Origin of the sequence: Rhodococcus sp. YH1, from assembly GCF_009939605.1 — a bacterium.
Lineage (GTDB): Bacteria > Actinomycetota > Actinomycetes > Mycobacteriales > Mycobacteriaceae > Rhodococcus > Rhodococcus aetherivorans.
Map to the genome: position 1 here is coordinate 1 of NZ_WVTE01000067.1, position 11,579 is coordinate 11,579.

The window sequence follows — 11,579 nt, forward strand, 5'->3', positions numbered from 1 at the left end:
GGCAACTTCTTCCGCGGCGCGGAACTGCAGCAGCGCGGCCTCGACCGCGCCCGCTCCGACTACATGGGCATGCTCGGCACGGTGATGAACTCTCTTGCGCTGCAGGACTTCCTGGAGAAGCAGGGCGTGGACACCCGGGTCCAGACCGCCATCACGATGGGGCAGGTCGCCGAGCCGTACCTGCCGCTGCGGGCCCGCCGGCACCTCGAGAAGGGCCGCGTGGTGATCTTCGGCGCCGGCATGGGCATGCCCTACTTCTCCACCGACACCACGGCCGCGCAGCGCGCCCTCGAGATCGGCGCCGAGGTGGTCCTGATGGCCAAGGCCGTCGACGGTGTCTACTCGGCCGATCCGCGGATCGACCCCGACGCGACCCTGTTCACCGAGATCACCCACCGCGAGGTCATCGAGAAGGGGCTCAAGGTGGCGGACGCGACCGCGTTCAGCCTCTGCATGGACAACGACATGCCGATCATGGTCTTCAACCTGCTCACCGAGGGGAATATCGCTCGGGCCGTCGCCGGTGAGAAGATCGGAACACTCGTACGGTCATGAACGGACAACGGAACATGGAGGAACTGCCGTGATCGATGAAGCTCTCTTCGAGGCCGAGGAGAAGATGGAGAAGGCCGTCACGGTGGCCAAGGACGATCTCGGATCCATCCGCACCGGCCGCGCGAATCCCGGCATGTTCTCCAGGATCGTCGTCGACTACTACGGCGCGCCCACCCCGGTCACGCAGATGGCCAGCATCAACGTCCCCGAGGCGCGCATGGTGGTCGTCAAGCCCTACGAGGCATCGCAGCTCGGTCCGATCGAGACCGCGATCCGCAACTCTGACCTGGGCGTCAATCCGACCAACGACGGGTCCCTGATCCGCATCTCCATCCCGCAGCTCACCGAGGAACGCCGCCGCGAGCTGGTCAAGCAGGCCAAGGCCAAGGGCGAGGACGCCAAGGTGTCCGTGCGCAACGTGCGACGCAAGGCGATGGAGGAGCTGCACCGCATCCAGAAGGACGGCGAGGCCGGCGAGGACGACGTCACCCGCGCGGAGAAGGAACTCGACAAGACCACGGCGAAGTACGTGGCGCAGATCGACGAACTGGTCAAGCACAAGGAAGCCGAGTTGCTGGAGGTTTAACCGTGGGTACAGCCGCCGGGTCGTCCGACCCGCAGCTCCCCTTGGGCGTCACCGACGCCGACTCGGCGGCCGAGGCCGCGAAGGCGGACCCCGAGGTCCCGCCGGTGCGGCCCGATGCCACCCCCACCGCGGAGCCGGCGAAGAAGTCCTCCCGGGCGGGCCGGAACCTGCCCGCGGCCGTGGGCGTCGGCGCCGGTCTCGGCGCCCTCGTCATCGTGGTGCTCGCATTCGCTCCCAAGGCGTGGCTCGTCGTCGTCGCGGTGGCCATCGCGATCGCCACGTGGGAGGTCACCAAGCGCCTGCGTGAGGCGGACGTCCTGGTTCCCCGGATCCCGCTCCTGGTCGGGGGGCAGGCGATGATCTGGCTCGGCTGGCCCTACGGCACCACCGGTGTGCTCGGCGCCTTCGCCGGCACCACGGTCGTGTCGATGCTGTGGCGGTTGTTCGACCGTGGACTGCGCGGCCGGCCCCGCAACTACCTGCGCGACACCGCGGTCACCGTCTTCACCGCGGCGTGGGTGCCGTTCCTCGCGTCGTTCGCGACGCTGATGGTCCTCGACGACAACGGCGCCGCACGCGTGTTCTGCCTGATGATCGTGTGCGTCGCGTCCGACGTCGGCGGGTATGCGGCGGGGGTGCTGTTCGGCAAGCACCCGATGGCGCCCGCGATCAGCCCGAAGAAGTCCTGGGAGGGCTTCGGTGGCTCGGTCCTCGCCTGCACCGTCGCCGGAATCCTCACGGTGACCCTGCTGCTCGACGCCGCCTGGTGGATCGGTGCGCTCCTCGGCGTCGTCCTCGCGGCCACGGCCACGGCGAGCGACCTGATCGAGTCGCAGGTCAAGCGGGACCTCGGCATCAAGGACATGGGCACCCTGCTGCCCGGCCACGGCGGCATCATGGACCGGCTGGACTCGATCCTGCCGTCCGCGTTCGTCACCTGGCTCGTCCTCGGCGCCTTCGTCTAGGCCGGTGGCGAGGAGACAGCGGTCCGACGCGCACGGGGTGGTCCCCAGCCCCAACATCTGGCACTGGCCGGAGGTCTACGAGGAAGAGAACCGCGCCCAGGACGTCCACGGCGTGGTGTACGCGGCGCTGCGCGAGGCGTGCGACTGGGCCGGTCGCGACGTCCTCGACGTGGGCTGCGGCACCGGCTTCCACCTGCCGATGTTCGCGGCCACCGCGCGCACCGTGACCGGCATCGAACCGCACCCGCCGCTGGTGGAGCTGGCCCGCCGACGTGTGCGGGACCAGCCGGGCGTCCGGGTGGAGGCCGGTTCGGCCGAGCAGTTGCCGCTTCCGGACGGCACCGTCGACGTCGTGCACGCGCGTACCGCCTACTTCTTCGGGCCCGGGTGCGGGGCGGGCATCGCCGAGGCCATGCGCGTGCTGCGGCCCGGCGGCGCGCTCGCGATCGTCGATCTCGACGCGACCGCCCATCCGTACGGCGAATGGATGCGCGCGGACCTGCCGCAGTACGACCCGGCGGTGGTGGAGGCGTTCTTCGCCGCCCAGGGCTTCGACCTGCGCCGGGTCGACACCGAATGGCGCTTCCCGGACCGTGCGACCCTCGAGCGCGTACTCGGCATCGAGTTCGGCCCGCGCGTCGCCGAGCGAGCGGTGCACGGCACCCCGGGCACCACCCTCACGGTGCGCTACCGGCTGCATGTGCGCCGCAAGCCCCGGGGCCTGGAGATCCCCTGAGCGTGCGGCGCGTGCCGCGGACCTAGCGGTGGTGGTGGGTGCCGCGGATGCGGAACACCCGCGCCAGTTCGCTGATCCTCTTCGCCTTGGCCAGGCGGGGCAGGTCGCTGCCGTCGCGCACCCCGCGGCCGTCCTCGCCGAGCGTGTCGATCACCTCGTGTGCCCAGCCGACCTCGTCGGAGCTGGGGCTGAGGGCGGCGTTGACGAACGGTGCCCGGGCCGGAGTCATGCACAGCTTCCCGGTCATTCCCATCGACGCGGTCAGCTTCGCCTCCCGCTCGAGGACCTCGGGGTCGTCGGTCAGCGACGGCCCGTCGACGGGACCGGGCAGGCGGGCCGCCCGGCTCGACACCACCAGGCGGGAACGCGGGTAGGCCATGGCGAGGGGGGAGTCGTCCATCCCGGTGTCGCGGCGGAAGTCGCCGCTGCCGAACGCCAGCCGGAACGTACCGTCGGCGCGGGCGATCTCGGGTGTGGCCTCGAGGCCCACCGCCGATTCGATGAGCACGAGGATGCGGGTGCCGGCCGGCAGCTGAGCGGCCGTGGCGTCGACCTGCTGGCCGCTCTCGGTCTTGGCGAGCATCACGCCCTGCAGGCCGGGCACCCCGGCGAGCGCGGCGAGATCGTCGGCCCAGTGCACAGTGGTGGCGTCGTTGATCCGCACCCAGGCACGGCCACCACCGCGCAACCATTCGACGACGTCATCGCGCGCGGCGGCCTTACCGGCCGCCGGTACGGCGTCCTCGAGGTCGAGGATCACGGCGTCGGCCGGGGACGCGGCGGCCGCGGCGAACCGCTCCGGGGCGTTGCCCGGAACGAGCAGCCAGGATCGGGCGAGCTCGGGTGCGACGGTGGCGGAGGCGGGGGCATCCAGGTGGGCGGTCACGTCAGGCTCCTCGGGTGAAGGTCTTGTCTCCAGGGTGCCCTGTTGTCGCCGCCTTGGGGAAATTGGGTGCGTTGTGTTCGTCACCCGCCGCCGGGCCGGCGCGGTGTTACCGCCGCTTCGCGGCGCGTTTGATCTGCAGGATCCGCACACCGCCCGCCAGTGCCATGACGAGGGCCCCGGCGATGGCCGACAGGAGCAGGCTCACCCCGAGCGGCAGGGTGAACTCCCACACGAACATTTCCATGGTGACCGGGTCGAGGTTCTGCAGGATGAACACGAGCAGGAGGATCAGCACCAGAACACCGATGACCAGGCCGGTCCACGTGGAGGCCGCCCGGCTGCGGTCGAGGGGAATCTCCGGTGCCGGGCGGACGTTGGACTCGGGCGTGGCCTTCGTCGCCCCCTGAGGCTCGAGCTGACCCCGGACCGGAAGGTCCGGTGGCGGTTCGGGGAGATCCGCAGGGCGTTCGGTCATGGCTCGATCATCTCGCTCCGGCCGCCGGTGCACACCGCATTCGGCGAGGAAAACCGGCGTTGCCGCCCTGATGGATAATGGTTCATTATGCCCTCCTCTCTTCCCCTGGTTTTCGACGCGCCCAAACGCGGCATGCCGCCGCGCCACCTCGCCGATCTCGATGCCGAGCAGCGCCGCGAGGCCGTGCGCGAACTCGGCCTGCCGGCCTTCCGCGCCGATCAGTTGGCTCGGCACTACTACGGGCGCCTCGAAGCCGATCCGGAGAAGATGACGGATCTGCCGGCGAAGGTGCGCGAGCAGGTCGGGGCCGCGTTCTTTCCCGCGTTGCTGACCCCGGTCAAGCACGTGGCCTGCGACGGCGGCGAGACCCGCAAGACGCTGTGGCGCGCCGGGGACGGCACCCTCCTGGAGAGCGTGCTCATGCGCTACCCCGACCGTGCCACGCTGTGCATCTCGAGCCAGGCCGGCTGCGGTATGGCCTGCCCGTTCTGTGCGACGGGCCAGGGCGGTTTGAACCGGAACCTGTCGACCGCCGAGATCGTCGACCAGGTGCGCGCCGCCGCCGCGGCCCTGCGCGACGGTGACGTCGCCGGGGGACCGGGCCGGCTGTCCAACGTGGTGTTCATGGGCATGGGGGAGCCGCTGGCGAACTACAAGCGTGTGGTGGCCGCCGTGCGGCGCATCACCGCGCCGCCCCCGGAGGGACTGGGCCTGTCGCAGCGGTCGGTCACCGTCTCCACCGTCGGCCTCGCTCCGGCCATCCGCCGGCTGGCCGACGAGGATCTGAGCGTGACGCTCGCCGTGTCGCTGCACACCCCGGACGACGAACTGCGCGACACGCTGGTGCCGGTCAACAACCGCTGGCCCGTCGCCGAGGTGCTCGACGCCGCGCGCTACTACGCCGACCGGACCGGTCGCCGCATCTCCGTCGAGTACGCCCTGATCCGCGACGTCAACGACCAGCCGTGGCGGGCGGACATGCTGGGCAAGAAGCTGCACAAGGCGCTCGGCCCGCTGGTGCACGTGAACCTGATCCCGCTCAATCCGACGCCGGGCAGCGAATGGGACGCCAGCCCGAAGCCGGTCGAGCGCGAATTCGTCCGTCGCGTCCAGGCGCAGGGGGTCTCGTGCACCGTGCGGGACACCCGGGGGCAGGAGATCGCGGCCGCGTGCGGTCAGCTCGCCGCCGAGAACTGAGCGCCACCACCCGGGACGCGAAGGGCCCGTCCGGACGAACCGGGCGGGCCCTTCGACGCTGCTGCGGGGGTGCGGCTACCGCCGGCGCCGCCGCTGGACGATGTCGCGCACCAGGATGGCGACGAGCGCCGCGGCGAAGCCGATCAGGAACCAGTTCTCGACGTTGCCGTTGTGGTTGCCGATGATCATCGCCAGCAGGAACAGTGCGACGAGCCAGCCCATGACGCGGAACAGGCGGGGGGCTTCGCCACTCCAACCCCACTCCGCCGACGGCACCTCGGCCGTGTCGACGCCAGTGGTCTTCAACTCGGTACCGGCCACCGCTTGTCCTCCTGCTCGCAAAGATCTTCGCTGTTGGGCCAATCGTGACATACGACCGTCCGTCGTACGAAGTGGGGGCGCTCTCGCGCGCGCCGGACGGGTGATTCAGCATCCCCTCAGGACGGTCGGGGACAATGTCGGCGTGGTCGACTCGCAACCCAGCTCCCGCACCCGTGTCCTGCTGCTCGGCAGCACCGGCTCCATCGGCACCCAGGCCCTCGAAGTGATCGCCGCCAACCCCGACCGGTTCGAGGTAGTCGGTCTCGCCGCCGGTGGCGGCGACATCGATCTGCTCGCCGAGCAGATCCGCGTCACCGGTGTCGCGGAGGTGGCCGTCGCGAACGCGCAGGCCGCCGCGCGGCTCGACGTCCCGGGTCTGCAGGTGCGCAGCGGGCCCGACGCGGTCACGCGGCTGGTGCGCGACGTCGAGGCCGACGTGGTGCTCAACGCCCTCGTCGGGTCCCTCGGCCTGGAGCCGACGCTGGCCGCACTGGCGACGGGCGCGCGCCTGGCGCTGGCCAACAAGGAATCGCTCGTCGCCGGCGGCGCGCTGGTCACCGCGGCCGCGGCCCCGGGCCAGATCGTGCCCGTCGACTCGGAGCACTCGGCGCTGGCCCAGTGCCTGCGCGGCGGCAGCCCCGACGAGGTGGCCCGGCTCGTGCTCACGGCCTCGGGCGGGCCGTTCCGCGGTTGGCCGGCCGAGCGGCTCGAGTCGGTCACCCCCGAGCAGGCCGGCGCCCATCCCACCTGGTCGATGGGCCCGATGAACACCCTGAACTCGGCGACGCTGGTGAACAAGGGCCTGGAGCTGATCGAGACGCACCTGCTGTTCGGCATCGGTTACGACCGGATCGACGTCACCGTGCACCCGCAGTCGATCGTGCACTCGATGGTCACCTTCACCGACGGCTCCACCCTGGCCCAGGCGTCACCGCCGTCGATGAAGCTGCCCATCGCACTCGCGCTGGGCTGGCCGCACCGGATCGCGGACGCGGCGCCGGCCCTCGACTTCGCGACCGCCTCGACCTGGGAGTTCGAACCGGTGGCGCACGAGGTGTTCCCCGCGATCGAACTGGCGCGGGCCGCCGGGGTGGGCGGCGGATGCCTGACCGCGGTGTACAACGCCGCCAACGAGGTGGCCGCGGAGGCCTTCCTCGCCGGCGCCCTGCCGTTCCCGGGGATCGTGCGCACGGTGGCGGCGGTCCTGTCCGACGCCGACGACTGGTCCGCGGCACCCGCTACCGTGGAAGATGTGCTCGCCGCCGACGGCTGGGCTCGGGACCGAGCCCGCGCGCTCGTGAAGTAGGAGGACCGGCCACCGATGATGTTCGTTCTGGGCGTCGTGCTGTTCGCCCTCGGCATCGCCGTATCCATCGCCCTGCACGAGGCCGGGCACATGTGGACCGCGCAGCGCCTCGGGATGAAGGTGCGGCGCTACTACATCGGGTTCGGGCCGCGGCTGTACTCGTTCCGTCGCGGCGAGACCGAGTACGGCCTCAAGGCGATCCCTGCGGGCGGCTTCTGCGACATCGCGGGCATGACGGCGCTCGACGAACTGGCCCCCGACGAGCACGAGCGCGCCATGTACAAGCAGAAGGCGTGGAAGCGCGTCGTGGTGATGTCCGGCGGCATCGCGATGAACTTCGTCCTCGGCATGGTGCTGATCTTCGGGCTCGCCGTGGCGTGGGGTCTGCCCCGTCTGGGGGAGACCCCGGCGGAGATCGGGGAGCTCTCGTGCGTCGCACCGACTCAGGCCGGTGAGGCCGGGGGCTACGAGCTGGCGCCGTGCAGCGGGCCGGGTCCCGCCGCGGCCGCGGGCCTCGAGGTCGGGGACGTCGTGGTCTCCGTCGGCGGCACCGAGGTAGCGACGTTCGGGGACCTGGTCGAGGCCACCCGCGCCGCGACCGGGACGGTGGATTTCGTCGTCGAACGCGACGACCGCACGCTGACGATCCCGGTGCCGGTCGAGTCCGCCCAGCGGTGGGTGCAGGATCCCGAGACGGGCGAGATCACCTCGGAGACCGTCAGCGCAATCGGCGTCGCCGCACCGCCGTCCGTCACCGAGTACACCGCGTTCACCGCGGTGGGTGGCACGCTGCGGTTCACCGGTGACATGTTCGTCCTGACCGCGCAGGCCCTCGCCGACCTGCCGAGCAAGGTGGGGGCGCTGTGGGAGTCGGTGACGGGCGGCGAACGCGATCCCGACACCCCGATCAGCGTCGTCGGCGCGTCCGTCATCGGCGGGCAGGTCGCCGAGCGGGGCATCTGGCAGATGTTCGTCCTGCTGCTCGCGCAGCTCAACTTCTTCCTGGGCATGTTCAACCTGCTCCCGCTGCTGCCGCTCGACGGCGGCCACATCGCCGTGGTCGCGTACGAGAAGGTCCGCAACTGGATCCGGGGGCTGCGCGGGCTGCCGGTCGGGGGTCCGGTCGACTACACGAAGCTGCTGCCCGTCACCTACGTGTTCGTCCTCATCGGCGGCGCGTTCATGCTGTTGACACTCACCGCGGACATCGTCAACCCCATCCAGCTGTTCTGACCCGCATCGCTAGAATTGCCGCGTAGCTACGAAAGAAGGCGAAACGTGACCAGCCCCGTCGGTTTGGGCATGCCCGAAGTCCCCGCCGTCCTCGCGCCCCGGCGCAAGACCCGTCAGCTGATGGTCGGCGACGTCGGCGTGGGCAGCGACCACCCGGTGTCGGTGCAGTCGATGTGCACCACCAAGACGCACGACATCAACGCCACGTTGCAGCAGATCGCCGAGCTCACCGCGTCCGGCTGCGACATCGTCCGCGTCGCGTGCCCGCGGCAGGAGGACGCCGACGCGCTCGCCGCGATCGCGAAGAAGAGCCAGATCCCGGTCATCGCGGACATCCACTTCCAGCCGCGCTACATCTTCGCCGCCATCGATGCCGGGTGCGCCGCCGTGCGCGTCAACCCCGGCAACATCAAGGAGTTCGACGGCCGCGTCAAGGAGGTCGCCAAGGCGGCCGGCGAGGCAGGCATCCCGATCCGTATCGGCGTCAATGCCGGCTCGCTGGATCCGCGCATCCTGAGCAAGTACGGCAAGGCCACGCCGGAAGCGCTCGTCGAGTCCGCGCTGTGGGAGGCGAGCCTGTTCGAGGAGCACGGCTTCGGCGACATCAAGATCTCGGTCAAGCACAACGACCCGGTCGTGATGGTCGAGGCCTACCGCCAGCTCGCCGCGCAGTGCGACTACCCGCTGCACCTGGGCGTGACCGAGGCCGGGCCCGCCTTCCAGGGCACGATCAAGTCGGCCGTCGCGTTCGGGGCGCTGCTGAGCGAGGGCATCGGCGACACCATCCGGGTGTCGCTGTCGGCGCCGCCGGCCGAGGAGATCAAGGTCGGCACCCAGATCCTGCAGTCGCTGAACCTGCGGCCCCGCAAGCTCGAGATCGTCTCGTGCCCGTCGTGCGGCCGGGCGCAGGTCGACGTGTACACCCTGGCCAACGAGGTCACCGCCGGCCTCGAGGGCATGGAGGTGCCCCTGCGGGTCGCGGTCATGGGGTGCGTCGTCAACGGCCCCGGTGAGGCCCGCGAGGCCGACCTCGGTGTCGCCTCCGGCAACGGCAAGGGCCAGATCTTCGTCAAGGGCAAGGTCGTCAAGACCGTCCCCGAGGCCCAGATCGTCGAGACGCTGATCGAGGAGGCCATGCGCATCGCCGAGGAGATGGAGGGTGACGCCGGCACCGGAAACCCGGTGGTCTCCGTCGGCTGAACCGGTTCGGCGGGCGCAGGACTCCCGCGCGGCCCCGGCTTCTGGCAGTCTGATTGCGTATCCGCAGTCGACAGGTGGTGGGACGTGCTCAAGCTTCTGGGAGTCCGGTCTCTCGGTGGCCGTGACACCGCACACGTGTTGCGGGTGCTGGCCCGCGATCCGGTGGCGGCGTGCATGGTGGCCGGCCGGATCGAGGAGTACGGCCTCGATTCCCGCGCCGTCGGCGGCGACATGTGGAGCCGGGGCGGACCCGACGACTCGTTGTGCTTCTCGGGGGCGAACCTCGTTCCGCTGCTCGGCGACCGCGACGATCTGCACGCCTTCGCGGACCGCGCCGCCCGCGGCCCCCGCCTGTGCTCGTCGCTCGTCGGCCGGGCCGAACTCGCGTTGCCGATGTGGGAGGTCCTCCAGCCGGAATGGGGTCCCGCGCGCGAGGTGCGGGCCGAGCAGCCGCTGCTGGTACTCGACCGGGAACCGTGCGTCGTCCCCGACCCGCTGGTGCGCCGCGTGCGGCCGGAGGAGATCGACGCCTACATGCCGGCCGCGATCGCGATGTTCCGTGAGGAGGTCGGCGTCGACCCGTGCGCGGGCGACGGGGGCTCGGGCTACCGCCGCCGGGTGCAGAGCCTGATCGCCACCGGACGGGCGTGGGCCCGCTTCGAGCACGGCCGGGTCGTGTTCAAGGCCGAGATCGGCTCCCAGTCCTCGTCGGTGGGGCAGATCCAGGGCGTGTGGGTGGATCCCGGCAGGCGCGACGCCGGCCTCGGCTCGACCGGCACCGCGGCCGTCGCCGCCGCCGTCACCGCCGGCGGCCGGCTGCCGAGCCTGTACGTCAACAGCTTCAACCACCGGGCCCGCGCGGCCTACGCCCGCATCGGTTTCCGTCAGGTCGCGACGTTCTGCACCGTGCTGCTGGACTGAGGGGCCGCTCCGCCCGGCCCGTGTCGCCTCCCCGATCCGCGTGGCCGCCGGTCCTACGATGACGGCGATGAGAACTCGATCCGCCCGCGTCTCGGCCCCGCTCGTCCCGGCACCGCGTCGACTGCTGCGGCGCGGGGCGGTCCTGGTGGCCGCCGTCGCGCTGGCCGGCGGTGTCGTCGCGTGTACCCCGAAGCCGGCCGGACCCGAGCCCGCCGCACAGGAGTTCCTCACCGACTTCGCCGACCGGGACTTCGCTGCGGCCGCCGCCCTGACCGACCGTCCCGAGCCGGCCGAGGAGGCGCTGGCGGAGACGTGGGCCGGACTACAGGCGGAGACGCTGGCGGTGGACACCGACGGCGTGCGGATCGACGGGGACACCGCGACGGTCACCTACGTCTACGAATGGGGCCTGCCCGGTGAGCGCGTGTGGCGGTACTCCGGCGAGATGAACATGGGCCGCAGCGGGAACGACTGGGTGGTCCGCTGGACCCGGTCGAACCTGCATCCCCAACTCGGCGATCGGCAGCGGATGCAGCTGCGGACCAATCCCGCCCCCCGCGCGCGCGTCAACGAGCATTCCGGCTCGGATGTGCTCGTTCCGGGCATCGTCTACGGTGTCGGTTTCGACGCCACGGCGGCCGGCGACGTCCGGGGTGCGGCGCGGGCGTTGTCGGCGGCGCTGACACAGTTCGACCCGTCGCTGACCGCGCAGTCGATCGCCGAGACCGCGACCGCCGCCGAGGGCGCCCACTCGGTGGTGCGGCTGCGTGAGGAGGACTACGAACGCGTCGCCGGCACCCTCGCGGCGATTCCCGGCGTCACGATCACCGAGCAGGCCGACCTCGTCTCCACCGACCGCAGCTTCGCCCCCGATCTGGTCGGCCAGATCAAGAAGACCGTGATCGACGAGGTGGACGGCAAGGCCGGGTGGAGCGTGGTCGCCGTCAACCAGAACGGCGTCGACACCGGTGTGCTCACCGAGACCCCGCCCGAGCCGGCGCCGTCGTTCTCCATCAGCCTGGACCGTCCCATCCAGGTGGCGGCGCAGGCCGCCGTCGACGCCCGCGCGGAACAGGCGATGATGGTGGTGATCGAGGCGTCCACCGGCGCCGTCCTCGCCGTCGCCCAGAACAAGGCGGCCGACCGCGACGGACCGGTCGCGCTGGCGGGGCAGTACCCTCCCGGCTCCACCTTCAAG

The 11,579-nt window shown here is 71.2% G+C and carries 13 protein-coding genes; 10 read left to right on the forward strand and 3 right to left on the reverse strand.

Going from position 1 to position 11,579, the window contains the following annotated elements:
- The 4 genes from AIIKEEIJ_RS07085 to AIIKEEIJ_RS07100 form a co-directional block, all read left to right on the forward strand.
- Positions 1 to 555, forward strand: a 555-nt coding sequence (locus AIIKEEIJ_RS07085; protein ID WP_161995291.1) for an amino acid kinase family protein, incomplete at its 5' end; no start/stop codon positions are given.
- A 28-nt stretch (positions 556 to 583) separates the two neighbouring features.
- Positions 584 to 1,141, forward strand: coding sequence for a ribosome recycling factor (gene frr / locus AIIKEEIJ_RS07090; RefSeq protein WP_006937444.1), 558 nt, complete (start codon positions 584 to 586; stop codon positions 1,139 to 1,141).
- A gap of 2 nt (positions 1,142 to 1,143) precedes the next feature.
- On the forward strand, positions 1,144 to 2,106 hold the full coding sequence (locus tag AIIKEEIJ_RS07095; RefSeq protein ID WP_006937443.1) for a phosphatidate cytidylyltransferase: 963 nt from the start codon (positions 1,144 to 1,146) through the stop codon (positions 2,104 to 2,106).
- Positions 2,107 to 2,143: 37 nt separating this feature from the next.
- Positions 2,144 to 2,842, forward strand: coding sequence for a methyltransferase domain-containing protein (locus tag AIIKEEIJ_RS07100; protein WP_161995294.1), 699 nt, complete (start codon positions 2,144 to 2,146; stop codon positions 2,840 to 2,842).
- 22 nt (positions 2,843 to 2,864) lie between these two features.
- On the opposite strand, the gene AIIKEEIJ_RS07105 is transcribed toward AIIKEEIJ_RS07100, so the two are convergent.
- Entirely contained in the window at positions 2,865 to 3,728 is an 864-nt protein-coding gene (locus tag AIIKEEIJ_RS07105; RefSeq protein ID WP_006937439.1) for an HpcH/HpaI aldolase/citrate lyase family protein, read from the reverse strand.
- Positions 3,729 to 3,834: 106 nt separating this feature from the next.
- Positions 3,835 to 4,203 carry a LapA family protein gene (locus AIIKEEIJ_RS07110; RefSeq protein ID WP_006937437.1) on the reverse strand — a complete coding sequence of 123 codons (369 nt, stop codon included), beginning with the start codon at positions 4,201 to 4,203 and terminating at the stop codon, positions 3,835 to 3,837.
- A gap of 87 nt (positions 4,204 to 4,290) precedes the next feature.
- Between AIIKEEIJ_RS07110 and rlmN the strand changes: the two genes are divergently transcribed.
- Positions 4,291 to 5,400, forward strand: a complete 1,110-nt coding sequence (gene rlmN / locus AIIKEEIJ_RS07115; RefSeq protein ID WP_161995292.1) for a 23S rRNA (adenine(2503)-C(2))-methyltransferase RlmN — start codon at positions 4,291 to 4,293, stop codon at positions 5,398 to 5,400.
- Positions 5,401 to 5,475: 75 nt separating this feature from the next.
- On the opposite strand, the gene AIIKEEIJ_RS07120 is transcribed toward rlmN, so the two are convergent.
- A complete protein-coding gene (locus AIIKEEIJ_RS07120) occupies positions 5,476 to 5,721 on the reverse strand; it encodes a DUF2631 domain-containing protein (RefSeq protein ID WP_006937434.1) in 246 nt (81 codons plus the stop codon).
- 142 nt (positions 5,722 to 5,863) lie between these two features.
- On the opposite strand from AIIKEEIJ_RS07120, the gene dxr reads away from it, so the two are divergent.
- From dxr to AIIKEEIJ_RS07145, 5 genes are all read left to right on the forward strand, one after another.
- Positions 5,864 to 7,027 carry a 1-deoxy-D-xylulose-5-phosphate reductoisomerase gene (gene dxr, locus AIIKEEIJ_RS07125; RefSeq protein WP_161995293.1) on the forward strand — a complete coding sequence of 388 codons (1,164 nt, stop codon included), beginning with the start codon at positions 5,864 to 5,866 and terminating at the stop codon, positions 7,025 to 7,027.
- Positions 7,028 to 7,042: 15 nt separating this feature from the next.
- Positions 7,043 to 8,260, forward strand: coding sequence for a M50 family metallopeptidase (locus AIIKEEIJ_RS07130; RefSeq protein ID WP_006937432.1), 1,218 nt, complete (start codon positions 7,043 to 7,045; stop codon positions 8,258 to 8,260).
- A gap of 45 nt (positions 8,261 to 8,305) precedes the next feature.
- On the forward strand, positions 8,306 to 9,460 hold the full coding sequence (gene ispG / locus AIIKEEIJ_RS07135; RefSeq protein ID WP_006937431.1) for a flavodoxin-dependent (E)-4-hydroxy-3-methylbut-2-enyl-diphosphate synthase: 1,155 nt from the start codon (positions 8,306 to 8,308) through the stop codon (positions 9,458 to 9,460).
- 84 nt (positions 9,461 to 9,544) lie between these two features.
- Positions 9,545 to 10,381 carry a GNAT family N-acetyltransferase gene (locus AIIKEEIJ_RS07140; protein ID WP_006937430.1) on the forward strand — a complete coding sequence of 279 codons (837 nt, stop codon included), beginning with the start codon at positions 9,545 to 9,547 and terminating at the stop codon, positions 10,379 to 10,381.
- A gap of 67 nt (positions 10,382 to 10,448) precedes the next feature.
- Positions 10,449 to 11,579 (forward strand): NTF2-like N-terminal transpeptidase domain-containing protein (locus AIIKEEIJ_RS07145; RefSeq protein WP_274386502.1); only part of this gene is annotated, 1,131 nt, incomplete at its 3' end.

Excerpts from the sequence above, each read along its gene's own strand:
- AIIKEEIJ_RS07110 (WP_006937437.1), bottom strand. The coding sequence starts at position 4,203 with ATGACCGAACGCCCTGCGGATCTCCCCGAACCGCCACCGGACCTTCCG.
- rlmN (WP_161995292.1), top strand. The coding sequence starts at position 4,291 with ATGCCCTCCTCTCTTCCCCTGGTTTTCGACGCGCCCAAACGCGGCATG.
- AIIKEEIJ_RS07130 (WP_006937432.1), top strand. The coding sequence starts at position 7,043 with ATGATGTTCGTTCTGGGCGTCGTGCTGTTCGCCCTCGGCATCGCCGTA.